Here is a 25,692-nt window from a genome sequence, read left to right as displayed (position 1 = left end):
CCCGTCATGAATCCCGTCCCCGCCCTACCCGTCTGCTGCACCCCACTCGACGCCCATTGGCCGCTGCCGTTTGTGCTGGCCGATACCGTCCTGTTGGGCACCCACTTCGATACCAGGCAACTGGCCAGTGATGATTTCCAGCGCAGCGCCATCGAGCCGCCTGCGAGCATTCAGCGTTCAGTAGCCAAGCGCCAGGCCGAGTTTCTCGCCGGGCGAGTCTGCGCCCGGGCGGCGTTGCAACAACTGGAGGGGCTGAGCTTCATTCCCGCCATCGGCGAAGACCGCGCCCCGGTATGGCCGGCGCACATCACTGGTTCAATCACCCACAGCACCGGCCGGGCCGCAGCGATTGTCGCGAATAAAGCCCATTGGCGTGGCTTGGGAATGGACCTGGAAAACCTGCTCGACGCAGAGCGTGCCGAACGCCTGGCCGGGGAAATTCTCACCGGGCCTGAAATGCAGCGCATGGCTGCCGGGGCAGGCGATCAATTGGCGATGCTGGTGACGTTGACGTTTTCGGTGAAGGAGAGTCTGTTCAAGGCGCTCTACCCTATTGTGCAGAAGCGCTTTTATTTCGAACACGCCGAAGTGCTGGAGTGGAGCGCGGGCGGTGAAGTGCGGTTGCGGTTGCTGACTGACCTGTCCGGTGAATGGCGTAGCGGCACTGAGCTGGACGCGCAATTTGCGGTGATGGATGGGCAGTTGTTGAGCCTGGTCAGCATCAAGGCCTGAAGCCCTGTAGCAGCTGGCGAAGCCTGCGTTCGGCTGCGAAGCAGTCGTAAATCCTGAGCACGCGATTTGCCTGAAACACCGCGGATGTATGGTTTGACGACTGCTTCGCAGCCGAACGCAGGCTTCGCCAGCTGCTACAGGTCATATGCCCAACCTCACCGCCGCTCCTGATTCCTCGGCCAGCTCAAACTGAAACAGGCCCCGCCCAGGCTTTTGCTCTTGCCGATCAATGCTCGCCCGTCATGCCAATGGATGATGCGCCGCACGATCGATAACCCCAACCCATGCCCGCCCGAGGCACGGGTGCGGCTGTCATCGAGGCGCAGGAACGGGGTGAAGATTTTCTCCCAGGCCGTTTCCGGCACGCCCGGCCCATCATCCTCGACATCGACCCGACAGCGCTGCTGGCCGACCTGATAACTGACGGTCACCCGTGAATGGGCGTGGCGCATGGCGTTGCTCACCAGGTTCTGCAACGCCCGGTGCAGGTAGCGTGGCTCGGCCTCGACCCAGGCGTCGTCGCAATCGGCAGCCGACAGGCACAAACCGCGCTGCACCGTGACCTCGGCGCGCAGTGGCGCCAGTTCTTCGATCACCTGATTGACCAACGCATCCAGATCGATCCGCTGAAAATTCAGCGCCGGTGAGCCCTGCTCCAGCCGCGCATAGGTGAGCATCTCATCGACCAGCCGATCGAGGTCCTCAATGTCGTGGTCCATCCCTTCGCGGTATTTTTCCAGCGCCTCAGGCGTGGTGGCCGAGCCGATCATCTCCAGGCCAAACCGCAAGCGCGCCACCGGCGTGCGCAGTTCATGGGACACGGCGCGCACCAGTTCTCGCTGAATCGCCAACAATTGCTGCAAGTGCTCGGCCATGCCGTTGAACGCCGAGGCCAGACGCCCCACCGAGTCCGCGCCGCGGGCCGGTACGCGGGTTTCCAGGCTGCCCTTGGCGATGCGTGTGGCGGCGGCTTCCAGCCCGCGCAAACGGCGCTCCAGCTGACGCACCAACAGATAGACAATCAAACCGATCAGGCTCAGGCCGAGGGCCGCGATCAGCACCAGCCACTCGGGCGGGTAAGGATTCATCTGATACAGCGGGCCGATTTCCAGCACCCACGGCGTACCGACCATGCCGGCGAACACCCGGATCGAATCCCCTCCCTTGCCCAGCGCCATCACCGTGTCGCCTTCGGATACGCGCCGGCTCTGGTCTTCGTCCATGTCGGCCTGATCGATCGTGACCAGCTTCAGGTCAAAACCGAAACCCTTCTCTTCCTTCAATTGCGCCAGACGTTTGGGCTGCTCGGCCACCGGGAAACGCACCAGTTCATCGGCCAACAGGTAAATGGTCGCTCGCGCCAGTTGCTCGCTGATCTGCTGGACTTCCCCGGTGAGCACCAGTTGTTCCTTGTCGCTGACCAAGCGGTAAACCTTCGCCGCGTGCGGCCCGGTCTGCTCCACCAAGACCTGGCCGCGCAGTACACGGGTGCGCTGGGTCAGGTCGAGACCGGTCTGGGGGAATGTCTTGAGCGCCAATGGAATCCCGAGCAAGCGCTCCCACACCAGCAAGGCCCGGTGACGCTCGGTTTCGTTCATCGGCTGCAGGTTGTCGGCCATCAACGAGAACGTGCCGTGGGCCAGACGCTCGCGGTATTGCTCGCTGCGCACCTGATTGAGCAGGTGCAAGGCCAGCACGCCAAGCACGGCCACCAGAATCAGCGCCGCGCACATGCCGCCGTAGATGCGCAGGAAGATCGAGTTCACAGCGACAAATCTGCGCAGGCTTCAGGAACGAACAGATAGCCTTTGCTGCGGATGGTTTTGATCAGTCGCGGATGCTCCGGGTCATCGCCGATCTTCGGGCGGATGCGTGAGATGCGCACGTCGATGGAGCGGTCCTGGCCGTCATAACCGATCCCGCGCAGCGCGGTGAAAATCTCTTCGCGCGACAGAATACGCCCGGCATTGGCCACCAGCAGCCAGAGCAAATCGAACTCGGCGCTGGTCAACTCGATGCCTTTGTCATGCAGCCAGGCTTCGCGCAACGCGTTGTCCACCACCAACGGACCGAATTGCAGACGGCGTTGTTTTTCGGGCGCGGTTTCAGGGGGTTCACTGCGCCGCAACAAGGCCTGGATGCGCGCCAGCAGTAAACGCGGACGCACCGGTTTGCACACATAGTCGTCGGCACCGAGGTCGAGGCCAAGGATTTGATCGGTGTCATCGGTGCGCGCGGTGAGCATCAGGATCGGGCCGTCATACTTGTCGCGAACCTTGCGGCAAATGCTCAGGCCGTCTTCGCCCGGGAGCATCAGGTCGAGGATCACCAGGTCCGGTTTCTCCTTGATGATGCGGGCCGCGGCGAGGGCGCCGTTGCCCTCGATCGACACACGCAGGCCATTGGCTTCCAGGTAGTCGCGAGTCAGTTCGGCCAGACGCTGGTCATCCTCGACAATCAATACCTGCCAGACTTCTTGCTCCACGGTGACCTCTGCTTGCCAACATCACTTAAAGGAAGGATCCGCCCGTCTTTTTGTAATGATTGGGGAGGATAAGAATGCATCTGCATTGGCCGATTGTATAAACGGCGCACGTCTGGAACACAAGCAGGTAAATGCGTTCGGACACAGCGTTTTTTTGTGATAGGGTTCGCGCCCTTAAAAATTCGCTTGAGCGTTTTCGATCATTGAAAATTGATGAAAAATAGTCCGCTCCAGCAGCGTCGCGGCTTACACGCTGATTCCACCTTTCACTCACAATTTACGCACAGGTTTATCCACAGGTAGTACGTTGCAACACCCCCAAAAACGCACTATCTTGTAGCCCGCGTGAAAAAAAACCCTACATATGGGGTTTTTCACTAAAAAACCCAAACACGAATCAGACAAGAAACTCAAGTATTTTCTTGCTTCCAACGGGTTGAACCAAACGTATTTTCGAAAGACCAAACCGCACCTGCGGATGGCTGCTGTTTTTCACACCGAAATGGCGAAAACGGTACGGGTGTTGCAGTCCTCAAACTGCCCCCGACAGGAACTCCGGTCTCAGGCCCAAGGCGTGAGACCAAAGACTTCGGCATGGAAGCGGCATCAATAGCCTTCTTCCTACTGTCCCGAAGTTGTTATGTCCGGCGCTCGCCGGTTGTAGTGCTTCAGGACGGAACGGTGGGCATCGTTATGGTGCCCAAACAAACATAGAGAATGTGGAGACAACCCCCCATGCAAACCGACACAACTCGCGAGAACCCGCAGGGCACCTTGCCGCAGGCCGCCGATTCGACTTCGGATCTGTCCGCCACCGCGCCTGGCCAGCTGCGCGTGATCAAGCGAAACGGGACTGTCGTTCCTTACACCGATGACAAAATCACCGTCGCCATCACCAAAGCGTTTCTTGCAGTTGAAGGCGGCACCGCTGCCGCTTCGTCGCGCATCCACGACACCGTTGCCCGCCTGACCGAACAAGTCACCGCCACCTTCAAGCGTCGCATGCCATCGGGCGGCACCATCCACATCGAAGAAATCCAGGACCAGGTCGAACTGGCCCTGATGCGTGCCGGCGAGCAGAAAGTGGCCCGCGACTACGTGATCTACCGCGACGCCCGTTCCAAGGAGCGTGCTGTACGTGCCCCTGCCGAGGACGCGGTACAGGCTCACCCGTCGATCCGCATCACCCGCGCCGATGGCAGCCTTGCACCTCTGGACATGGGTCGTCTGAACACCATCGTCACCGAAGCGTGCGAAGGCCTGGAAGAAGTCGACGGCGACCTGATCCAGCGCGAAACCCTGAAGAACCTGTACGACGGCGTGGCCCTGACCGACGTCAACACCGCCCTGGTGATGACCGCCCGTACGCTGGTCGAGCGTGAGCCGAACTACTCGTTCGTGACCGCCCGCCTGCTGATGGACACCCTGCGTGCCGAAGGCCTGAACTTCCTGGGCGTCGCCGAGAGCGCGACTCACCACGAAATGGTCGACCTGTACGCCAAGGCGCTGCCGGCGTACATCGCCAAAGGTATCGAATTCGAATTGCTGAACCCGGTTCTGGCGTCCTTCGACCTGGAAAAACTCGGCAAGGCCATCAACCACGAGCGCGATCAGCAGTTCACGTACCTGGGCCTGCAAACCCTGTACGACCGTTACTTCATCCACAAGGATGGCGTGCGTTTCGAACTGCCGCAGATTTTCTTCATGCGCGTGGCCATGGGCCTGGCAATCGAAGAGAAGAACAAGGAAGACCGTGCGATCGAGTTCTACAACCTGTTGTCGTCCTTCGACTACATGTCCTCGACCCCGACCCTGTTCAACGCCGGTACTTTGCGTCCACAGCTGTCGAGCTGCTACCTGACCACCGTGCCAGATGACCTGTCGGGCATCTACCACGCGATCCACGACAACGCCATGCTGTCGAAATTCGCGGGTGGCCTGGGCAACGACTGGACACCGGTTCGTGCGCTGGGCTCGTACATCAAGGGCACCAACGGCAAATCCCAGGGCGTTGTACCGTTCCTGAAAGTGGTGAACGACACCGCCGTCGCCGTCAACCAGGGTGGCAAGCGCAAAGGCGCTGTCTGTGCCTACCTGGAAACCTGGCACATGGACATCGAAGAGTTCATCGAACTGCGCAAGAACACCGGTGATGATCGTCGTCGTACCCACGACATGAACACCGCCAACTGGATCCCTGACCTGTTCATGAAGCGCGTCTTCGATGATGGCCCGTGGACCCTGTTCTCGCCATCCGAAGTTCCGGACCTGCACGACTTGACCGGCAAGGCTTTCGAAGAGCGTTACGAGTACTACGAAGCCCTGTCCCAGTACCCAGGCAAGATCAAGCTGTTCAAGACCATTCAGGCCAAAGACCTGTGGCGCAAAATGCTGTCCATGCTGTTTGAAACCGGTCACCCATGGCTGACTTTCAAAGACCCGTGCAACCTGCGCAGCCCGCAGCAGCACGTGGGCGTGGTTCACAGCTCGAACCTGTGCACCGAGATCACCTTGAACACCAACAAGGACGAGATCGCCGTTTGCAACCTGGGCTCGATCAACCTGCCGAACCACATCGTGGGCGGCAAGCTGGACACCGCCAAGCTGCAACGCACTGTGAACACCGCTGTTCGCATGCTCGATAACGTTATCGACATCAACTACTACTCGGTGCCACAAGCGAAGAACTCCAACTTCAAGCACCGTCCGGTCGGTCTGGGCATCATGGGCTTCCAGGACGCTTTGTACCTGCAGCACATCCCTTACGGTTCCGACGCCGCCGTCGAGTTCGCCGACAAGTCGATGGAAGCGGTCAGCTACTACGCGATCCAGGCGTCCTGCGACCTGGCCGACGAGCGCGGCGCCTACGAGACGTTCCAGGGTTCGCTGTGGTCCAAAGGCATCCTGCCGCTGGATTCGCAACAGATCCTGATCGAGCAGCGTGGCCAGAAGTACATCGACGTCGACCTGAACGAAACCCTGGATTGGGCACCGGTTCGCGCCCGTGTACAGAAAGGTATTCGTAACTCCAACATCATGGCCATCGCACCGACCGCGACCATCGCCAACATCACTGGCGTGTCGCAGTCGATCGAACCGACTTATCAGAACCTCTACGTGAAATCGAACCTGTCGGGCGAATTCACCGTGATCAACCCGTACCTGGTTCGCGACCTGAAGGCTCGCGGTCTGTGGGACTCGGTCATGATCAACGACCTGAAGTACTACGACGGTTCGGTACAGCAGATCGAGCGCATCCCGCAAGAACTCAAAGAGTTGTATGCGACTGCATTCGAAGTGGACACCAAGTGGATCGTTGACGCGGCCAGCCGTCGTCAGAAGTGGATCGACCAGGCTCAATCGCTGAACCTGTACATCGCCGGCGCTTCGGGCAAGAAGCTGGACGTGACCTACCGCATGGCCTGGTACCGTGGTCTGAAAACCACCTACTACCTCCGTGCCCTGGCCGCGACCAGCACCGAGAAGTCGACCATCAACACCGGTAAGCTGAACGCTGTTTCCAGCGGCGGCAACCACGGCGACGACTCGGTCCTGGCAGCCCCTGCCGGCCCTGCTCCAGTGCCGAAGGCGTGCGCCATCGACGAGCCGGATTGCGAAGCTTGCCAATAAGCTGAGTCGGTGAGCGCTGAAAGGCGCTGACCTCGATAACCCCCGATGAGCCTCTGGCTGGTCGGGGGTTTTCTTTTGCCTGCTTTAAGTCAAAAAATCGCAGCCTCTTAAGATCAAAAGATCGCAGCCTCGCTTCGCTCGACAGCTCCTACAGGGATCAACGTAGGAGCTGTCGAGCGAAGCGAGGCTGCGATCTTTGATCTTGAACTGTATCTACCATCCACAAAAAAGCCCCTTTTGCGAGGGGCCCTTTGTGAAACGCTATTCGCTCACCAACATCAGGTCATCTGAATGATGGTCTGCATGATGGTGCTCTGGGTGGAAATGGTCTTGGCGTTGGCCTGGTAGTTACTCTGGGCCTTGATCAGCTCGACCAATTCATTGGTCAGGTTGACGTTGGACTCTTCCAGGGAGTTGGACACAACCGAACCCAGCGTGCCGGTCGTCGGCGCATCGACACCCGCCACGCCCGAGGCGAAGGTTTCTTTCCAGCGGGTACCGCCAATCGGTTGCAAGCCTTGCTCGTTAGCGAAGCTGGCGACTGCAACCTGGCCGATGGCCTTGGTTTGCTGGTTGCTGAAGTTGGCGGTCATGACGCCGGTAGCGTCGATCGTCAGGCTGGAGATCTGGCCAGTGGCGTAACCATCCTGGAATTGGGCGGTACGAGCGGTTGGCGAATTGTAAGAAGTGGTCAGCGCCATGTTGAACGCGATACCGCCAGTGGCAGCGACGGAACCGTTCGGCCCCCAGGTCACAGGGATCGTTGCGGCGTTGGTAATGGTGCCTGGCACCCAACCGGTCATGGTCAAGGTGTTGCCGGTCTGGGTCCACCCAGCACCCGCCGTCAGCGTATTGATGCTGCCATCGGAGTTGAAAGTGATGTCGGCGGTAATCGCCACGGGTGGCGTGGTGGCGGGGTTACCCGGGGAACGACCATCCATGTAGGTGTGGACACGCCAGGCGTTGGTACCCGTTTTCACGTAGTACTGATCCATGGTGTGCTCGTTACCCTGGCTATCGTAGACCTTGGTGGAAATGGTCTTGTTATAGCTGTTGGTGTCGGTCGGGCTGAACGTGGTCACGGTCGGTAATGTTTCCGCCGAATTCAGGTTCATCGTCTGATCGACCTTGGTCGTCGGATTCGGCTTGAGGCTCGAGGTATCGATCTTCAAATCCGTCAACACACCATTGATGATCTTGCCGTTGGCATCAACGCCATAGCCCTGCAAACGGTTGCCGTTGTTATCGACCACATAGTTTTCAGCATCCGTCTTGAACGCACCGGCACGGGTGTAGCTCAGGGAGCCGTTGTCGCTGAGAATGAAGAAGCCGTTGCCCTGGATGCCCATGTCCAGCACGTTGCCGGTGTTGTTCACATCGCCCTGGCCGAACTGCTGGGAAACGTTGGCCAGACGCACGCCGTTGCCGACGGTCTTGCTGCCGGTACCCAGGCGAGTGGCCGAGTACACGTCTTCGAATTCTGCACGGGAGGATTTGAAACCGGTGGTCGCGACGTTGGCGATGTTGTTGCCGGTCACGTCCAGTTGTTTGTTGGCTGCATAGAGACCGCTAAGGCCGATATTGAAAGACATATTCCACTCCTTGTGCCGTGTAGTCGGCTCTATATACCAATGGTTTGTACTTTGGACAGGGCAACGCTGCCCATGCCTGCCAGGTTCAGCATCAACTCACCGCCGGTCTGGCTGATGGTCACGCTGTTAACGGTCGCTGGCAGGTAAGTAATCAGTGATGTCGCCTTGCTGTCGATGGTGGTCGTTGCGCCGAAGGTGTAGGTACCCGCCGGTGCCACCGCGCCCGCATCGTCTTTACCGTCCCAGATGAAACTGGCATTACCGGCACTTTGACTGCCCAACTCGAGCGTACGGATGGTCTTGCCTTCCGAGTTGGTGATCTTGACGGTGGCGGCGGAAACCGAGGTAGGCACCACGACGGTTCCGTTAAGGCTCTTGGAAGTGTCGACCAGGGTTTTGTCGGTCTGCGCAATGACGGAGCGCCCCACCAGCGAAGAAGCCTGCAAGGCTTGCGAGGAGCTGTAGCTGTTGGCAAGTCCGCTGACCGTATCGTTCAGCGTGGTAATACCTTCCAGGCTACTGAACTGCGCCAGTTGCGCCACGAACTCGCTGTTGTCCTGAGGATCGAGCGGGTTCTGGTTTTTCAGCTGAGTCACCAACAGTTGCAGGAACGCGTCCTTGCCCAGCGCCTGGCCGCCGGTAGCGGCGGAAGTCAGGCTGTCTTTGGTGGTTGGGGTCTGGACCGAAGAATTGGCCAGAACATCGCTGATAACGCTCATATGAATCGCCCCTTATCACTGACCCAGGGTCAGGACCTTCTGCATCATGGTTTTGGCGGTGTTCATCATTTCGGCGTTGGTCTGGAACGAACGGCTCGCGGAAATCATGTCGGCCATTTCTTCGACGACGTTGACGTTCGGGTAATAGACGTAGCCCTTGCCATCGGCAGCCGGATGGTTCGGCTCGTAGCGCGCGTCAAGGTTGCTCTGGTCTTCGACCACACCCAGCACTTGCACGCCTTGACCGGCAGCGTCCTGGTTCTGGAACAGTGAATCGCTGCCGCCGCTCTGGCTGCCCTGGAACATGGTGGCGAACACCGGATGACGGGCACGATAGGTCTGGTCGATGCTCGAGGAGACGGTCTCGGCGTTGGCGATGTTCGAGGCGACGGTGTTCAGACGAGTGGTCTGGGCACTCATGCCGCTACCGGCAATGTTGAAAACACTGGCAAGGGACATGACTTACTCTCCGCGCAGGGCTGATACCAGCCCTTTGAATTTACTGTTGAGCAGGGTGAAGCTGGCTTGGAAGTTGACCGCGTTTTCCGCGTAATTCGACTGTTCCAGTTGAGCGTCCACGGTATTCTGGTCGATCGACGGTTGCATCGGCGTGCGATACATCAGCGACTCGTCGCCATTGCCCATGCCTTCAGCTTCGATGTGACGGCTGTTGGTCATGTTCAAGGCGAACTTGCCGTTTTTGGTTTTCTCGTTCTGCTCGGCGAGCACTTTCGAGAAGTCCAGATCCCGAGCCTTGTAGTTCGGGGTGTCGGCGTTGGCGATGTTATTGGCCAGGACTTCGGCACGCTGGGCGCGGAAGCCCAGGGCTTGTTCATGGATACCGAGCGCTTTATCGAAGCTGATGCTCATGTCGGGAAACCTTCGGGTGACCTGATTTTTCGTAACAGGGACATAGCAAGCGTCGTGCCAATTCAAAAAACCCCGTAAACCGGGGCTTTGCGCGCGGTGGCAAACCGGCAATGCCAGAAAAGCGGCAACCGGTTTCCGCCGCCTGCCGCTTTTCTGCCGCTTATCAGGAACTACACCGACCACTGTAGGAGCGAGGCTTGCCCGCGAAAGCGATGTGTCAGTCAGCGATTTTGTGTCTGATACACCGCCTTCGCGGGCAAGCCTCGCTCCTACAGGTAATGCGGCGAGAATGAGAAATCAGGCACAAAAAAAACGGGAGCCCCTGAGGACTCCCGTTTTTTTATGCCGTCAACGAATCACTTCGCCTGGTAAATGATCCCCGGGCTGCACTGGACCATCTGGTAATGGTCCGGCAAACCGTTCAGCGCTTCGGACGCGCCAAGGAACAGATAACCGCCCGGCTTCAGCGTGCTGTGGATGCGCAACAGGATGTCCTTCTTCACTTCCGCAGAGAAGTAGATCAGCACGTTGCGGCAGAACACGATGTCGAACTTGCCCAGGCTCGCGTAGCTGTCCAGCAGGTTGAACGAGCGAAACTCAACCCGACTCTTGATCGGCGCCTTGATCGCCCAGCGCCCTGGCCCTTTCGGGTCGAAGTAACGCTGAAGGCGCTCGGGCGACAGACCGCGGCCGATGGCCAGGCTGTCGTATTCGCCGGTCTTGCAGTTGGTCAGCATGGTGCCGGACAGGTCAGTGGCAACGATCTGCACGCCCATCTTCAACTGGCCCATGTTGACCCGTTCGAACTCATCGATGGACATCGACAGCGAATACGGTTCCTGACCCGACGAACACGCCGCCGACCAGATCCGCAAGCGCTGGCCGGGGCTTGCCTTGATCGCTGCAGGCAACACCTTGTTCTTCAAGACTTCAAACGGATAGGTATCACGAAACCATAGGGTTTCGTTGGTCGTCATGGCATCCACCACCATCTCGCGCAATCCGCTGCGCGGCTGGGTCTGGATGCGCTGGACCAGCTCACCCAGCGACTTGATGCCCTGCTGTTCCATCAGTTTGTTGAGACGGCTCGAGACCAGGTATTGCTTGTTTTCACCGAGCAAAATGCCACAGGCTTTTTCCAGGAAGACCCGGAACTGTTCGAAATCCAAATTACCCGTAGACAAAGATGCCGCCTCTTAAATCGTGTTGACCGCCAGGGGCAGAAGGCCCCTAGCTGTTATCTGCTGCTTTGATCCGGTCGACTACCCGGGATGCCAGGTCATCAGGACGGAATTTGGCCAGGAAGTCATCGGCACCGACCTTCTTGACCATCGCCTGATTGAACACACCCGACAACGAAGTATGCAGGATGATATGCAGCTTTTGCATGCGTGGGTCGTTGCGGATCTCGGCCGTCAGGGTGTACCCGTCCATCTCCGGCATCTCGATGTCGGAGATCATCATCAGGAACTCCTCTTCCGGCTTCTTGCCCTCGTCGACCAGCTTGCGCAGGTAATCCAGCGCTTGCCGACCGTCGTTCAGCGCCACCACTTCGACGCCGATGGTTTGCAGGCAACGGGTCACCTGCTTGCGCGCCACCGATGAGTCATCGACCGTCAGCACGCGCAAAGACAACGCCTTGTGCTGCGTTTCGACATCGACCACGCCCGCCGAAATGGCTTCCGGTGTCGGGGCCACTTCCGCCAGCACCTTCTCGACGTCGATGATTTCGACCAACTGATTGTCGACCCGAGTCACCGCCGTCAGGTAGTGATCGCGCCCGGTGCCCTTGGGAGGCGGATGAATCTCCTCCCAGTTCATGTTGACGATCCGCTCCACCGACCGAACCAGGAAACCCTGCGTCTTGGTGTTGTACTCCGTGATGATCACGAAGGGATTGCTTTGATCTTTCAGCGCTCCGGAACCGGTCGCCATCGCCAGATCCAGAATCGGAATGGTCGCCCCCCGAATATTCGCCACACCGCACACGACAGGACTGGACTTGGGCATCAGGGTCAGCTTGGGGCATTGCAGCACCTCACGAACCTTGAACACGTTGATCCCATACAGCTGCTGGCCGTCGAGACGGAACAACAACAGCTCAAGGCGATTCTGCCCCACCAGTTGCGTGCGCTGGTTCACCGAATCCATTACACCAGCCATGCCCAGACTCCTACACCAACGCTAAGTGTGTTGCGACGCACATTCTTCACGAAACGGCACGGCGCTTGCTTTTTAACTTTTATGAACACAGAACCGACATTTTTCCGACACCTGGCTTCAGCCTGCCGCAGATTACTCTGCGCGGTGTCGGCCGCTTGCCTGTTCAACGCTGGCAGCCCTGCCCTTGCTGACGCAGTTACCTTGCCTGACATGCTTATCGGCGTCACTCAGGGCTTTCTTGAATTCACCGTAGAAGACTATTTGGCCACCAGTCAAACGCAAGGACGCTACGAGATCGAGGTCAGCCAGCTCGATCCGCGCTTGCGCATGCCTATGTGCGACAAGGAATTGACAGCCAGCCTTGAGAGCCCGTCAAGGCCTCTGGGCCGGGTTACGGTCAAGGTTCGCTGCGACGGCGCCTCTCCCTGGACAGTCTTTGTACCCGCTCAAGTACGGCTGTTTCGCGACATCGTGACCACCACCCGCCCACTCAAACGCACAGGAATTATCGAACCTCAGGACGTAACCCTGCGAGAGCGCGATATCAGCCTGATAAATCAAGGCTTTCTGACTTCCGTCGATCAAGCGATCGGACAAAAACTGACCCGACCAATGGTCGCCGATCAGGTGATTACCCTGGTGCATCTCGAACAGGCGGAAGTCATTCGCAAGGGCGATCAGGTAGTGATTACTGCCCGTAGCGGTACGCTCAGTGTGCGTATGCCGGGTGAAGCGCTGTCCAATGGCGGCATGAGCGAACAGATTCGGGTGAAAAACCTGAACTCCCAGCGGGTTATCAAGGCGCAAGTCACCGCGCCCGGGCAGGTGGAAGTGTCTATGTAAGCGACCATGTAGTTTGTGAAGAGATGGCGCGCCACTGGGCTGTTGCCTAAACTGTGCCGCATGCAGGACACACGCTGGCGCATGCAAGCTCATTGATAAATGGGCCTAAAGTTTTCACAGCAATGGCCGAAAACATGGCAAGCGTCCAAATACCCAGAGGTTTTTTGTCATGGTCATCGATTTCAGTCGTTTAAACAGCTCCTCGTCACTTACGGGCAGTACACGTACCAGCGCAGCGAAGGAAACCGCCGAAGCCGGCCAATCCACGCCGCTGAATACCCCGGCCGAACAGGCCAGTACCACCAAAAGCGGGGAGTCGGTACACCTCAGCAATGAGGCTCAACAGTTGCAGAAGGTCACTGACAAGCTGCGTGATCAGCCTGCCGTCGACAAGGCCCGCGTGGCCGAGTTGAAAGCAGCGATTGCCGATGGCAGCTATAAAGTCGACAGCAACCGTGTAGCCAGCAAACTGCTCAACTTCGAAGCCCAGCGCTAGGCCACGGCCGCGCCAGGCTTTTGGACGCTTAAAACCCAAGGCCAGCCATGCACGACACTAATTTACTGCAACTGATCATCGACGACTTTGCCCCGGCGCAACACTTGCTGGAGCTGCTGCAAACCGAGTCCCTCGCGCTGCACGGTCGCGACATGCCACTGCTCGAAGAGATTCTGGCGCAGAAACAGGCATTGATCATTTTGCTTGAGCAGCATGGCCGCAAGCGCAGTGAAATCCTCGCCGGTCTCAACCTGCCAACCAATCGCCAGGGCCTGGAACAACTTGCCAGCCATTCGAGCATTGGCGATCAGTTGCTGGCACAGAGCGATGTGCTGACTGACCTCCTGGCCCGGTGCCAGGCCGCCAACGTCAACAATGGCCAGTCGATTCTGGTGCAGCAGGCCGCCACGGCCAACCAGTTGAAGATCCTCACCGGCGGCGAGCCGCCAGCGCTTTATGATGCCCGCGGATCAACCTCCAAGCTCGCAAAGCCACGCCCGCTCAGTCAGGCTTGAGCCTTTCAACGCGCACGCTCTATCAAGACGCGAAACATGCTGGCAGAATGCTGGCAAATAGTCATATTGGTCTGGAGATTGATGCCCCGTGTTCAATGCCTTAAACGCGGAAGATGCTCCGCAGCCGCCCAAGGTGCTCACTACGCCCCTGGAAATCTCCGGCAATCTGCGTCAGCTGCAAGACAGCCATGACCCGCTGATCATCACGTTCCATGAGCGCAGCCAGCGCTTCCAGAGTTATCTGGTGGACATCGACCGTGACAGCAACATGATCGCCCTGGACGAAATGATCCCGCGCGATGGCGAGCGCTTCTTGCTCGCCGGCGAACCGTTCAAGGTCGAAGGCTTCCACGACGGCGTGCGCATCGCCTGGGAAAGCAATGGCCCGCTGACCATCCATGACTCTGGCGATGGCCGCTGCTACCGTGGCGCACTGCCCGCTGAAGTGGTTTATCACCAGCGTCGCAACGCTTTCCGCGCCGCGTTGAAGCTGGCGCAACTGGTCGATGTCGACTTGGGTGGCGACAAACTCAAATCGGCCATCGGCGGCAAACTGCTGGACATCTCTGCCACCGGCTGCAAGCTGCGCTTTGAGGGCGATATCACCGCCAAGCTGCAACTGGGCCAGGTCTACGACCGTTTTGTCGCGGCCCTGCCCTTCGGCAACATGACGGCCCCGGTCGAACTGCGTTACCTGCACTTTGAAGAAAAGATCAACACCACCTTCGCCGGCGTGCGCTTTCACAACATGAGTGGCCTGGTGCAGCGTCAGGTCGAACGGTTCGTCTATCAGCTTCAGCGTGAAGCGCGGCGCTTCGATAAAGACGACTTCTGATACGCCACGCCCATGAAAAACGGGCAGTCCCTTGCGGTGACTGCCCGTTTTTTTATGCCTTGGTCAAGGCCGTGCTTCGGTAAAACTTTGCTCGCGACCTGTGTCAGGGTCTTCTGATTCCGTTTCTGTTTCAGCTTCCGTTTCAACTGCTGATGCGGGCTCGGCCTCCGGATTGAAATCATCCTCCGGGTTGACCGGGTTCTGCATCTGCTCCTGCACCACCTGTTCATCGACTCGCGGGTCCAGGCAAGCGACCAAGGGCGAACTCGACATACTGTCCGGCATGGCCACGTGATGCAGCGGAGCATCGTCCACCTGATGCAGGTTGGTGACCGCTTTGGGGCGAATTCGCCATACCAGCACCAGCGCAAAGAAGCTGAAGAAGGCATAGAGCATCTGACTGCCGAACAGCTTCATCAATACCCCGGCCACCAGCGGTCCAACACTCGCGCCGACACCATAGGTCACCAGCAGCATCGCCGTCAGTGACACCCGACGATCAGCCTCGACATGGTCGTTGGAGAACGCCACCGCCAACGGGTACAGGCAAAATTGCACCAACGAACAGAAAAACCCGGCGATGAACAGCACCTCCAGCGGCACTTGCTGCATGATTGCCAGCGGCAACGCAGCCAGCGCCAGGCTGAATGCGAAACAGCGGATCAACAGCGCCCGGTCATAGCGGTCCGACAGCCAACCCAACGGCCACTGCACCACCAGGCCTGCAAAAATGCAGCTACCCATGAACAGACCGACCTGTTCAGTGGACAGCCCTTGTTGCGAGGCATACAACGGGGCCAGACCGTAGAACGAACCGACGATCAAGCCCGATCCCAACACCGTGCTCAACGACTGCGGCACGCGCTTGATGAAGAAGCGTGGTTCCATCGGTGCCGGATGCAAAGGTGCGGGGTGAATCCGCCGCGTCAGGGCCACCGGTACCAGGCACAGGGCGAAACACAGGGCGACCAGCATCAGCAGTTCCAGCCCCAGGCCCGGGTGCATGACCAGAATCAGCTGACCCAGCACCAACCCCAGGTACGAAGCGATCATGTAGCCGCTGAACACCACGCCACGTTTATTGGCTTCTGCCTGCTCATTGAGCCAGCTTTCGATCACCATGTACTGGCACATCATGCCCAAGCCGACGATCACCCGCAGGAACAGCCACGCGGGCAACCAATCCACCAGGCCATGGCCCAGCACTGCTGCACCGACGATCCCGGCGCAGGCTGAATAAGCTCGAATATGCCCGACCCGGGCAATCAGCCGATGGCCGATCTTGCCGCCCAGCACCAGGCCGAAATAGTTGGCCGCCATCAACGCACCGACCCACAGGCTGTCGACTTTATCGGCTGCCAGGCGCAGGGCAAGGTAAGTACTCAACAGGCCAGAGCCGATCAACATCATCAGCGAGGCGAAATACAGCCCCCGAAAAGATTTCAAGATTTGGCGCATCGGCGTTCCGAGCGGCTCCTTGCGGTGAGTATCGGGCTATCGACAAACGATAGCCCGACGGCGACGGGTCGTCAGGCCTGGGCTGCTAGAACACGCCGTTCCCAGGGAGTAATTTCATCGAAGAAGCTGGTCAACTCCATGGTCTTCGAAGCAATGTAGCCTTCGATGAACTCCTTGCCGAACAGTTCCTTCGCCAATTGGCTACGTTTCAGACGTTCAAGAGCGGCATGCAAGGTACACGGCAACGAAAGATTATCCGGCACAACGAACTCACCCTGGATCGGCTCGCTCGGCTCCAGTTTGTTCTCGATACCGTACAACCCCGCGGCCAGGCTCGCGGCGATCGCCAGATACGGATTGGCATCAGCCCCCGGCAAGCGGTTTTCGACCCGACGAGCGACCGGTGAACTGGCCGGAATGCGCAGCCCGGCCGCGCGATTGTCGTGGGACCAGCAGGCATTGTTCGGCGATGCAAAAGGATGGCACAGGCGCTGGTAAGAGTTCACGTTCGGCGCAAACAGCGCAGTGAAATCCGCCATACCGGCCTGCTGGCCACCGATGAAATGACGGAAGGTCGCGGTCGGCTCGCCGGCCTTGTCGCTGAACACGTTACGCCCGGTGCCGATCTCGACGATGCTCTGGTGAATATGCATCGAACTGCCCGGCGTGTGCGCCAATGGCTTGGCCATGCAGACCACGGTCAGGCCATGCTTGAGCGCCACTTCCTTGAGCAGATGCTTGAACAGTAACGTCTGGTCGGCCAACAGTAGCGGATCGCCGTGCAGCAGGTTGATCTCGAACTGGCTGACACCCATCTCGTGCATGAAGGTATCGCGCGGCAAGCCCAGCGCCGCCATGCATTCGTAGACTTCATTGAAGAACGGCCGCAAGCCGTTATTGGAGCTGACGCTGAACGCCGAATGACCATCCTCGCGACGACCGTCCAGGCCCAGTGGCGGCTGGAAGGGTTGCGTCGGGTCAGGGTTGGGCGCGAAGACGAAGAATTCCAGCTCGGTCGCCACCACTGGTGCCAGACCGAGGGCGGCGTATCGAGCGATCACGGCCTTGAGTTGGCCGCGAGTCGACAATGGCGAGCTATCGCCAGTCAGTTCGTCCGCATCGCAAATGGCCAGCGCCCGAGGCTGCGAGCTCCAGGGCAAGCGGTGGATCTGCGCGGGATCAGGCACCAGCGCCAGGTCGCCATCATCGCTGCCATAAAAACGCGCCGGCGGATAACCGCCCATGATGCATTGCAGCAGCACGCCCCGCGCCATCTGCAAACGCCGCCCTTCAAGAAATCCTTCGGCGGTCATCACCTTGCCGCGGGGTACGCCGTTCAGGTCCGGCGTGACACATTCAATCTCATCAATGCCCGTCAATCGCTGCGCGAGTGAACGATGGCCATCGGTTGTCATGACGCAATCCTTGTTGTTGTACGAGCCGCGAACGGCGACCCGTACAAAATAGGCTTCGGCTGTTCGGAATATCAAGCAGCGTCAAACAAAAAGACGTAGGAACCGCCGAAGGGGATTGTGTCTGTCAGGGGAGATAGAGGCTGAACACGCCACCGCCCAACGGGCCGCCATTGCTGATTTCTGTGCGTCCACCCACGCCATTGCGCTGATGCAAGGCGGCAATCCGTCCGGCAAAGTACAGGCCCAGGCCGGTGCTGCCACTGCTGTGGTTGATACCCTGCACGTAATCGGCCTGACGCTCGATCATCTCGGGCGGATAACCCTCGCCATCATCGTTGATGGTCAGCACCAGTTGCCCGGCCTCATCGTTGACGCTGATCAACAAGGCATGGCGGGCATAACGCATGGCATTGTTGATGCAGTTGGCGAGTACCGAGGCAATCAGCTCCCGGTCGAAAAAACCCAGGGGGCTCAACGGATCCACTTCATAGCTGGCGATAATGCCGCGGCTGGCGAACACTTCCTGGTGAGCCGCCAGTTGCGCCTCGATGAAATCATCCAACTCATGGTAAGCCGGCTGCAACGGCATCTGGTTGACGCCGAGTTTGTACAGCCCCAGCAATTGCACCAGCATGCCATTGAGGTGGGCGAACTCGAACCCGATCACACCCTGCTCCGGGGTGTGTTGCTCGGGATCGGGCAAGCGCGCCAGCCATTGGCTGTGCGCCTGCATCAGCATGGCCAGGGAATTCTTCATGTCATGCACGGTGGAGGCAATCACCGTGGAAAAGTCGAGTGACGGTTCGCTGTCGATCATTCGCCGAACGCCTTGATTTTCAGTTTCTGGTAGCGCGGATAACGCGCGTCGGTATCGGGCATCAGGCCGACGGTTTTCAGGCAGGCCCGGCATTCTTCCAGTTCGGCCGACGGCACGCTGGTGTCAGTGCCATGCAACAGCGACTGCGCCATGTTCAGGGCGATGCTGATGTTCTTGGGCTGTAGCGCCAGGGCTTTGCGAAATACATCCCGGGCCTCCACCAGGTTGCCGGTCTTGTACACCCGTACGCCCTGACGATTGAGGTCGGCGGCCGCGTTGCCGGAGTTGAGGATGGTCGGGTCGTCGGTCAGTTTGGCGATGCCTTTCATTACAGTCGGATCGTCGCCGTAGATTTCCGCACAGTTTTTCAGCATTGAAGCGCCGGCACTCGCCTGCCCCAACATTTGCAGCTGCTTGGCCACCAGCAGCGCCGCTTCGGCGCTCATGAACTGCTCCATGCCGTCGAGGCGCATCATCGCCTGCTCGGTGAGCTTCTCGGCGGTTTCGGCATCGTTGAGCAGCAGACTGGTGGCTTTCATCAGGCGCGCACGAATCTGCAAGCCGGGGTCGGAAGGGTTCTCCTTCGCCACGGCACTCAGCGTGGTGTTGATTTCGAGGCGGGTCCGGGTGTCCAGGCCTTTTTCACTGCCCTTGCTGATCAAGGCATGGGCCAGGCCGAGGTTACTTTCCGCATCTTTGAAACGTGACTGCGCCCCTTGGGCCACCGCTTGGCGATAGGCTCTGGAAGCGGTATCGAAATCCTCGTTGGCCATTGCCAGTTTGCCCAGCAACGCTTGCCGGCGCACCGCCAGCGGCGACAGGCGAATAGCCTCTTCCAGAACTCTCTGCGCCCCTTTGGTGTCCCCTTCGGCGACCAGCACATCGGCCATGCCGTCGTAGAGGGCCGGCATCATCGGAAAAACTTTCAGGGCCTTTTCATATACGCCTTTGGCTTGGCTCACCTGGCCGCGCTTGAACAGCAGCTGGCCCAATCCGGCAAACGCCCAAGGCAAAGGCCGATCAGCGATGATGCTGTCGTACAGCCGCTCCAGCGCTTCGTTCTGGTTCAAATCGCGCAACGCATCGGCGCGGTAACGCAGGCACAGCGGCGAATAACGAATGTCCTGTTTGCACAGGGCGATGCAGGCATTGAGCACTTCAACCGGTTTGCCCCGATCAAGTGCTTGCAGGATCGGTTTGAGCAACGTCTTGCGCTGCTCCAGCCGTTCCAGGCGCTGGGCCAGGCCGGAACGGTTGAATGGCTTGGTCAGGTAAGCATCAGGCTCGTGCTCCAGGGCGCTGAGCACCATGGCCTGGCTGGTTTCGGCAGTGACCATGACAAACACGCTTTCATGGCTGATCAGTTTCTCGATCATCAGGTCTTCGAGTACCTGCTGACCGTTCTTCTTGCCGTCGCCCAGGTGGAAATCCTGCAGGATGAAATCGTAGGATTTCTGCGAGCACATACGCAGTGCCTGCTCACCGGTATCAGCGGTGTCCACGTCCTTGACGCCCAGCTCCCGCAGCATGGACCTCACGGAACTGCGGAAATCCGAGAAATCATCGACGATCAGGAAGCTTTTTTGGTGATACGACAGCATCGAAGATTTCCAGGCAATTTAAGAAGAACAACCTAAAGACAGTGACACGGGTGAACTCAGCGTCGCGCCCGTTTTTCGGGCGCGCAGATGATAGCGAGAGGCCATAGGCTATCAAGCAATTTCGCACAATTGCGTGATCACACTTGCCGGCCGTCAGCGACGAAACTCGCACAGCCGATCGGGTTATCGGCCAGTAGTCGCGTTCCCTTGAAGCGACGGGAATGCAATCGTACGTTTGGTGGTCAAAAACTTATATAACCCCACAAATGCGCGCTAAATAATTGAACGCCTTATTGAAAAACGGGATTATTCTGATTTTATGAAGCGCGTTTATATCTGCTTGAACTCTGTACGCTTTACATCGCCAGCAAAGGCAGAAGAAATGACCACCAACCCCAAGCACTCGGCCACCGCCTCTGAGCAAAAGGCCCTGAGCCCCAGCACCCTGGACTTTCCGGTGGTGGGCATTGGCGCGTCGGCGGGCGGGCTGCAAGCCATTAAATTGTTCTTCGAGAACATGCCTCAAGATAACGGCATGGCGTTCGTGATCATTCTTCATCTGTCGCCCGACCATCAGAGCATCGCCGACAAGATCATCCAGGAATCGACCCGGATGCCGGTCCTGCAGGTCACCGAAACCGTGCCGATCGAAAAAAACCGGGTGTACGTCATCTCACCGGCACAACGGCTGACGATGAATGACGGCAACCTTGAGGTCAGTGAAAACGATCCGCAGTTGGGCCGCCACGCCTCGATCGATCTGTTCTTCCGTGACCTGGCCAACGTACATAGGGAACGCGCCTTTTGCCTGGTGCTCTCTGGCAGCGGCTCCGATGGCGCGGTCGGTTTGTCACGTATAAAGGAACAGGGCGGCATCACCATGGCCCAAGTGCCGGAAGACGCCGAATTTGACGGAATGCCACGCGCAGCCATCGAGACCGGCATGGTCGATCTCGTATTGCCCGTGGTCGAAATGCCGCAAAAACTGCTGGATCTATGGCATAACTCCCAGGAAATCAGTTTGCCCATCCTCAACGAGCCGGAACAGCAAGCCGTCGCCTCGATGTCCGAGCGCGATGTTGCATTCGCCGAACAAATGCTGCATGACATCCTCATCCAGTTGCGCTCCGGCACCGGCCACGACTTCAAGCACTATAAGCGCGCGACGGTATTGCGGCGGATCGAGCGCCGGATGCAGGTCACCGCGCAGCCAAACCTGAAAGCTTATTACCAGTACCTGCAAAGCAATCCCGAAGAAACCAAAGCGTTGCTGGGGGACATGCTGATCGGCGTAACCAACTTTTTCCGTGATCGCGAAGCCTTTGAAGCACTGGAGCGCGATATCGTGCCGCAACTGGTCAGCGCCGCTGTCTCGGCGCAGCCAGAGAAAGAAGAAATTCGAGTGTGGTCGGCTGGCTGCTCCACCGGCGAAGAGGCCTACAGCCTGGCGATGCTGGTCAGCGATCAGCTGCAACTGGAGTCCAGCAAGGCCTCGCTGCAAGTTTTCGCCACCGACATCGACGAGCGCGCCATCAGCTTCGGCCGGGCCGGCCTGTACCCGCAAGCGATTATCACGGATGTGCCGCCAACACGGCTGCGGAATTACTTCATCAAGGAAGATGACCACTATCGGATTCGCAAGGAAATCCGCGAGAAAGTGCTGTTTGCCAAGCACAGCCTGTTGTCCGACCCACCCTTTTCGCAAATCGACCTGATCGTTTGCCGTAACCTGCTGATTTATCTGGATCGCAGCGTGCAACGCGAAATTCTTCAGATGTTCCACTTTGCATTGCGGCCCGGCGGCTTCCTGTTCCTGGGGTCTTCCGAAAGCGCGGATGCTTGTCATGAGCTGTTCACGCCCGTAGACAAACGCAACCGGATCTTCCGCGCCAAGACCGGCACCGCCAATAGCCGCCGCATGCCGACCGTGCCACGCGGCGGCTATGTGCGCAGCAATGTTTCCCGGCAGACACCGCAAAGCACAGCACCGCGCAAGTTGTCCTTCGCCGACATCCACCAGCGCGCCCTCGAGCGCGCCGCCCCGCCGAGCATGATCGTCGATGCCCACGCCGACATCCTGCACATGAGCGAAAGTGCCGGGCGTTTCCTGCGACATGTGGGCGGTGAACTATCACGCAACTTGCTCACGCTGATTCTTCCGGAGCTGCGCCTGGAGATCCGCACCACACTGTTTCAGGTCCAGCAGAGTGGCCTGGCGGTCAAATCTCGCCAGGTGCCGATCAAGCGCGAAGATCGGCTCTACAAGGTCAGCCTGGAGGCACAGCCTTACAAGGATGAAGAATCGGACGGCGAGTTCATCCTGGTGATTTTCGAGGAAGTCGAAGTCGACCCTTCGCAAGTAACGACAACGACGCTGCTGCAAACCGAGAGCCAGGTACTGTCCAACCTGGAGCGTGAACTGCAACGCACCAAGCTGCACTTGCAGGACACCATTGAACAATCGGAAATTTCCAGTGAAGAACTGAAAGCCTCCAACGAAGAAATGCAGGCGATCAACGAAGAACTGCGCTCGGCCACCGAAGAGCTGGAAACCAGCAAGGAAGAGCTGCAATCGATCAACGAAGAGTTGCTGACGGTCAACTACGAGCTGAAAACCAAAGTCGAAGAAACCGACAAGATCAACGACTACCTGACCAACCTGATCGCCTCCACCGACATTGCCACCGTCTTTGTCGACCGCAGCATGCGAATCAAATGGTTCACCCCGCGCGCCACCGACATTTTCAGCATGTTGCCGATGGACACCGGCCGTTCACTGCTCGACATCACCCATCGCCTGTACTACGACGAACTGGCCAGTGATGCCGCCCAGGTATTTGAATCATTGAACATGATCGAGCGCGAAGTCAGCAGCACCGACAAGCGCTGGTACATCGCGCGCCTGCTGCCCTACCGCTCCAGCGAAGACCATATCGACGGCACGGTGTTGACCTTCATCGACATCACCAAACGCCGCGCGGCCGAAGAAGAACTGCGCCTGGGCGAAGAGCGCATGCGCCTGGTGGCCGAAAGTACCCGCGACTACGCGATTATCACCCTTGATGAACAAGGCGTGATCACCAGCTGGAACAAAGGCGCCGAGCTGATCTTCGGCTACAGCAAGGCCGAAGCCGAAGGCGCTTACTACGACTTCATCTTCTCCGCAGAAGACCGCGCCTCTGGCGTGCCCGAAACCGAGCTGCAAGTAGCACGTACCCATGGCCGTTCCGAAGATGAACGCTGGCACCTGCGCAAGGACGGCAGCCGTTTCTATTGCAGCGGCGAGGTGACTCTGCTCAGCGGTGACAACCTGCGAGGCTACGTGAAAATCGCCCGTGACCTGACCGGCCACAAACGCCAGCATGAAGAACAGAGCCAACAACTGGCCGAGACGCTGAACACCAATTACCTCAAGGATGAGTTCTTCGCGGTCATGTCCCACGAACTCAAGCATCCACTGAACCTGATCCAGCTCAACGCCGAACTGCTGCGGCGCCTGCCGGTGACCAAGTCCGTGGCGCCGGCCGCCAAAGCCGTCAGCACCATCTGCGATGCCGTCAGCAGCCAGGCACGGATCATCGATGACCTGCTGGACGTCGCCCGCGTCCGTACCGGCAAGCTCAAGCTGAAACCGGTGGCCGTGGACCTGACCAGTGTGCTGCACGATATCCACACGGTCGTGCTCAATGATCGGCACAGCACCACCGTGGAGTTGCAAGTACCGTCGGAGCCGTTGATGGTGTGCGCCGATCCGACGCGCCTGGAGCAAATCATCTGGAATCTGGTGAACAACGCACTGAAATTCACCCCACCCAACGGCCACGTGCAATTGATCGCCCGGCAGACCGGAAACATGGCGCGCCTGGACGTCAAGGATGATGGCATTGGTATCGCCCCCGAGCACCTCGAACACGTATTCGACCTGTTTGGCCAGGCGGAAACCCAGCACACCAACCACCAACGCGAGGGGCTGGGCATCGGTTTGTCGCTGGTGCGCCAATTGACCGAGGCCCAACGGGGTACGGTAGAGGTGAGTTCGCCGGGGGTCGGGGAAGGCTGTACTTTCAGTGTCTACTTGCCCTTGGCCAGCCCCGAAGGCAAAACCCAAACCGAAGCTCAAATCGATGATGTGTCAGGAAAACTGAGCGGCTTGACGATTCTGCTGGTCGACGACTCTGCCGAAGTACTGGAAACCTTGAAAATGCTGCTGGAAATGGAAGATGCCGAAGTCATTGCCTTCGATCGCCCGGTGGCCGCTCTGGACGCAGCGAAGAGCACTCGTTTCGACCTGATCATTTCGGATCTGGGCATGCCGGTGATGAACGGCCATGAGCTGATGAATGCATTGCGTCAGTTGCCGCTTGCCAAGGATGTGCCGGCCATCGCCCTGACCGGCTATGGCGCCAGCAGCGACATTCAGAAGGCCCGCCAATCGGGTTTTGACCAGCACATTGGAAAACCGGTTTCCTACGATGACCTGATCGCAACCATTGAGAATCTGCGGCAATCCCAGCCCTGAGGGCCATAATCGCTCAGCGTAAATAGGTGCGTTGCACCCACACGCGCCGGTCAATCGCCTGCCTCAGACGCTCTTTGTGGTCTGCCCAGACCTTGGGATCGACCTTAGGCGCACGCATGAGATTCAGCATGGCCGCTTTGGCGGCCAGGTATTCCGACCATGCGTCTTCGCAACTGAGCTTGAAACGCTCACGCTCGCTCATTTCCATGCGCCGTAGCGCCAATACAGACTCATCGGTGATGACCGGACCCAGCGTCAATTGCACCCGATGCGGTGCGACGAACCCTTGGGCGTCCGCCACAATCTCCCTCGCGCGCTGGGCACCCCATTTCAACGCCGCGCAGTAAGACTCATCGTGACCCCTGTCGTGAAACTCCTCGCACAGCATGATCCCATGGTCATCGTAAATACCGATGAACACCTGGGAAACACCTTCGTGATTCACCCGCGCACGAACTTCCACTTGTACCCCATCGCTGAGCACTTCTTCATGGATGTGCAGCGATAACCGATTATCGGTCCATAACCAGAACTGTGCGCCTCTGTGTCGCATTGCCGGGCTCCTTGTGGAATGAGCAGTAAGGCACAGCAATGACAGACTTTCCATGTAGGTCGTCGGCTGGTTCGAGCGTAATAAAATCGCCAGAGCACAGGCGCTGGCGGAGGTTTTCTAACAGGTGAGCACAGACATTTAATCCGTAGCCCAACACCTTATGACGCAGCCGGCCCAAGCCCCACGCGGGTTTCAGCTCATTCGGGGCAATTACTATTGAGTGCCCATGGCCTCTTCGCCAAAAACAAATCGACATAATATTGACACCGAAACACCCGCCTGTCGGAATATTGGCACGTCGTACTGTTAGCTGCGGTTAACACCTTTACAAAGCCTGCCCCCACAACTAAACACACATCAAACTGATATCAGGAAAGGCCGTATCCCTGAGTCGGTGCTCTCTCAAAATACGTCTTGAACAATCTGAACGGTGCAAGGACAGGATTTCG

At 58.5% G+C, this 25,692-nt stretch carries 20 protein-coding genes; 7 read left to right on the top strand and 13 right to left on the bottom strand.

Translation table 11 applies throughout. The features are described from left to right. The first annotated feature begins 6 nt into the window (after positions 1–6). Positions 7–732 (top strand): 4'-phosphopantetheinyl transferase, encoded by a 726-nt coding sequence (locus tag BZL43_RS22695; RefSeq protein WP_218228040.1) that lies wholly within the window; start codon positions 7–9, stop codon positions 730–732. A 155-nt stretch (positions 733–887) separates the two neighbouring features. Here BZL43_RS22695 and BZL43_RS22690 read toward each other — a convergent pair whose 3' ends face one another. Beyond that, a complete protein-coding gene (locus tag BZL43_RS22690) occupies positions 888–2,498 on the bottom strand; it encodes an ATP-binding protein (RefSeq protein WP_095634363.1) in 1,611 nt (536 codons plus the stop codon). Continuing rightward, on the bottom strand, positions 2,495–3,217 hold the full coding sequence (locus BZL43_RS22685) for a response regulator (protein ID WP_095634362.1): 723 nt from the start codon (positions 3,215–3,217) through the stop codon (positions 2,495–2,497). Before BZL43_RS22685 ends, BZL43_RS22690 begins: the two co-directional genes overlap by 4 nt. 735 nt (positions 3,218–3,952) lie before the next feature. Between BZL43_RS22685 and BZL43_RS22680 the strand changes: the two genes are divergently transcribed. Then, positions 3,953–6,847: a ribonucleoside-diphosphate reductase subunit alpha gene (locus BZL43_RS22680; RefSeq protein WP_095634361.1), complete on the top strand. Its 2,895-nt coding sequence runs from the start codon at positions 3,953–3,955 to the stop codon at positions 6,845–6,847. Positions 6,848–7,125: 278 nt separating this feature from the next. Here BZL43_RS22680 and flgE read toward each other — a convergent pair whose 3' ends face one another. From flgE to BZL43_RS22650, 6 genes are all read right to left on the bottom strand, one after another. Continuing rightward, complete coding sequence (flgE, locus tag BZL43_RS22675) at positions 7,126–8,439, bottom strand: flagellar hook protein FlgE (RefSeq protein WP_095634360.1); 1,314 nt, start codon at positions 8,437–8,439, stop codon at positions 7,126–7,128. 29 nt (positions 8,440–8,468) lie between these two features. After that, positions 8,469–9,158 (bottom strand): flagellar hook assembly protein FlgD, encoded by a 690-nt coding sequence (gene flgD, locus BZL43_RS22670; protein WP_095634359.1) that lies wholly within the window; start codon positions 9,156–9,158, stop codon positions 8,469–8,471. A gap of 15 nt (positions 9,159–9,173) precedes the next feature. After that, a complete protein-coding gene (gene flgC / locus BZL43_RS22665) occupies positions 9,174–9,617 on the bottom strand; it encodes a flagellar basal body rod protein FlgC (protein WP_095634358.1) in 444 nt (147 codons plus the stop codon). Between the two features lie 3 nt (positions 9,618–9,620). After that, positions 9,621–10,028 (bottom strand): flagellar basal body rod protein FlgB, encoded by a 408-nt coding sequence (flgB, locus tag BZL43_RS22660; protein WP_095634357.1) that lies wholly within the window; start codon positions 10,026–10,028, stop codon positions 9,621–9,623. A gap of 356 nt (positions 10,029–10,384) precedes the next feature. Next, the gene (gene cheR, locus BZL43_RS22655) at positions 10,385–11,212 is read right to left on the bottom strand and encodes a protein-glutamate O-methyltransferase CheR (protein ID WP_008071786.1); all 828 of its coding nucleotides are present in this window, start codon (positions 11,210–11,212) and stop codon (positions 10,385–10,387) included. A 46-nt stretch (positions 11,213–11,258) separates the two neighbouring features. Then, positions 11,259–12,191, bottom strand: a complete 933-nt coding sequence (locus BZL43_RS22650; RefSeq protein WP_095634356.1) for a chemotaxis protein CheV — start codon at positions 12,189–12,191, stop codon at positions 11,259–11,261. An 81-nt stretch (positions 12,192–12,272) separates the two neighbouring features. Here BZL43_RS22650 and flgA point away from each other — a divergent pair, with 81 nt between their 5' ends. The 4 genes from flgA to BZL43_RS22630 all read left to right on the top strand — a co-directional run bounded on the left by flgA (position 12,273) and on the right by BZL43_RS22630 (position 14,880). Continuing rightward, complete coding sequence (gene flgA, locus BZL43_RS22645; protein ID WP_095634355.1) at positions 12,273–13,034, top strand: flagellar basal body P-ring formation chaperone FlgA; 762 nt, start codon at positions 12,273–12,275, stop codon at positions 13,032–13,034. Positions 13,035–13,203: 169 nt separating this feature from the next. Beyond that, positions 13,204–13,530: a flagellar biosynthesis anti-sigma factor FlgM gene (gene flgM, locus BZL43_RS22640; RefSeq protein WP_095634354.1), complete on the top strand. Its 327-nt coding sequence runs from the start codon at positions 13,204–13,206 to the stop codon at positions 13,528–13,530. A 47-nt stretch (positions 13,531–13,577) separates the two neighbouring features. Beyond that, positions 13,578–14,045, top strand: a complete 468-nt coding sequence (locus tag BZL43_RS22635) for a flagella synthesis protein FlgN (protein ID WP_095634353.1) — start codon at positions 13,578–13,580, stop codon at positions 14,043–14,045. Positions 14,046–14,133: 88 nt separating this feature from the next. Next, complete coding sequence (locus BZL43_RS22630) at positions 14,134–14,880, top strand: flagellar brake protein (protein ID WP_095634352.1); 747 nt, start codon at positions 14,134–14,136, stop codon at positions 14,878–14,880. A 63-nt stretch (positions 14,881–14,943) separates the two neighbouring features. Here the strand turns inward: BZL43_RS22630 and BZL43_RS22625 are convergent, their stop codons facing one another. The 4 genes from BZL43_RS22625 to BZL43_RS22610 all read right to left on the bottom strand — a co-directional run bounded on the left by BZL43_RS22625 (position 14,944) and on the right by BZL43_RS22610 (position 20,171). Next, positions 14,944–16,338, bottom strand: a complete 1,395-nt coding sequence (locus BZL43_RS22625) for an MFS transporter (RefSeq protein WP_095634351.1) — start codon at positions 16,336–16,338, stop codon at positions 14,944–14,946. 71 nt (positions 16,339–16,409) lie between these two features. Next, entirely contained in the window at positions 16,410–17,651 is a 1,242-nt protein-coding gene (locus tag BZL43_RS22620) for a glutamine synthetase family protein (protein WP_177409350.1), read from the bottom strand. Positions 17,652–17,877: 226 nt separating this feature from the next. Then, a complete protein-coding gene (locus tag BZL43_RS22615; RefSeq protein ID WP_095634349.1) occupies positions 17,878–18,570 on the bottom strand; it encodes a sensor histidine kinase KdpD in 693 nt (230 codons plus the stop codon). Further along, entirely contained in the window at positions 18,567–20,171 is a 1,605-nt protein-coding gene (locus BZL43_RS22610; RefSeq protein WP_095634348.1) for a tetratricopeptide repeat-containing response regulator, read from the bottom strand. Before BZL43_RS22610 ends, BZL43_RS22615 begins: the two co-directional genes overlap by 4 nt. Positions 20,172–20,553: 382 nt before the next feature. Between BZL43_RS22610 and BZL43_RS22605 the strand changes: the two genes are divergently transcribed. Continuing rightward, complete coding sequence (locus BZL43_RS22605) at positions 20,554–24,690, top strand: CheR family methyltransferase (RefSeq protein WP_095634347.1); 4,137 nt, start codon at positions 20,554–20,556, stop codon at positions 24,688–24,690. A 13-nt stretch (positions 24,691–24,703) separates the two neighbouring features. On the opposite strand, the gene BZL43_RS22600 is transcribed toward BZL43_RS22605, so the two are convergent. After that, on the bottom strand, positions 24,704–25,243 hold the full coding sequence (locus tag BZL43_RS22600) for a hypothetical protein (protein WP_095634346.1): 540 nt from the start codon (positions 25,241–25,243) through the stop codon (positions 24,704–24,706). Between the last annotated feature and the right edge of the window lie 449 nt (positions 25,244–25,692).

It is taken from the genome of Pseudomonas sp. PICF141, from assembly GCF_002286815.1.
GTDB lineage: Bacteria > Pseudomonadota > Gammaproteobacteria > Pseudomonadales > Pseudomonadaceae > Aquipseudomonas.
This window is presented reverse-complemented; position numbering and strand designations above follow the sequence as displayed.

Excerpts from the sequence above, each read along its gene's own strand:
- BZL43_RS22680 (WP_095634361.1), top strand. The coding sequence starts at position 3,953 with ATGCAAACCGACACAACTCGCGAGAACCCGCAGGGCACCTTGCCGCAG.
- BZL43_RS22620 (WP_177409350.1), bottom strand. The coding sequence starts at position 17,651 with ATGACCGCCGAAGGATTTCTTGAAGGGCGGCGTTTGCAGATGGCGCGG.
- BZL43_RS22600 (WP_095634346.1), bottom strand. The coding sequence starts at position 25,243 with ATGCGACACAGAGGCGCACAGTTCTGGTTATGGACCGATAATCGGTTA.
- flgA (WP_095634355.1), top strand. The coding sequence starts at position 12,273 with ATGAACACAGAACCGACATTTTTCCGACACCTGGCTTCAGCCTGCCGC.
- BZL43_RS22695 (WP_218228040.1), top strand. The coding sequence starts at position 7 with ATGAATCCCGTCCCCGCCCTACCCGTCTGCTGCACCCCACTCGACGCC.
- flgC (WP_095634358.1), bottom strand. The coding sequence starts at position 9,617 with ATGTCCCTTGCCAGTGTTTTCAACATTGCCGGTAGCGGCATGAGTGCC.
- BZL43_RS22650 (WP_095634356.1), bottom strand. The coding sequence starts at position 12,191 with ATGGCTGGTGTAATGGATTCGGTGAACCAGCGCACGCAACTGGTGGGG.
- BZL43_RS22615 (WP_095634349.1), bottom strand. The coding sequence starts at position 18,570 with ATGATCGACAGCGAACCGTCACTCGACTTTTCCACGGTGATTGCCTCC.
- flgE (WP_095634360.1), bottom strand. The coding sequence starts at position 8,439 with ATGTCTTTCAATATCGGCCTTAGCGGTCTCTATGCAGCCAACAAACAA.
- BZL43_RS22625 (WP_095634351.1), bottom strand. The coding sequence starts at position 16,338 with ATGCGCCAAATCTTGAAATCTTTTCGGGGGCTGTATTTCGCCTCGCTG.
- flgD (WP_095634359.1), bottom strand. The coding sequence starts at position 9,158 with ATGAGCGTTATCAGCGATGTTCTGGCCAATTCTTCGGTCCAGACCCCA.
- BZL43_RS22610 (WP_095634348.1), bottom strand. The coding sequence starts at position 20,171 with ATGCTGTCGTATCACCAAAAAAGCTTCCTGATCGTCGATGATTTCTCG.
- flgM (WP_095634354.1), top strand. The coding sequence starts at position 13,204 with ATGGTCATCGATTTCAGTCGTTTAAACAGCTCCTCGTCACTTACGGGC.
- BZL43_RS22605 (WP_095634347.1), top strand. The coding sequence starts at position 20,554 with ATGACCACCAACCCCAAGCACTCGGCCACCGCCTCTGAGCAAAAGGCC.
- BZL43_RS22635 (WP_095634353.1), top strand. The coding sequence starts at position 13,578 with ATGCACGACACTAATTTACTGCAACTGATCATCGACGACTTTGCCCCG.
- flgB (WP_095634357.1), bottom strand. The coding sequence starts at position 10,028 with ATGAGCATCAGCTTCGATAAAGCGCTCGGTATCCATGAACAAGCCCTG.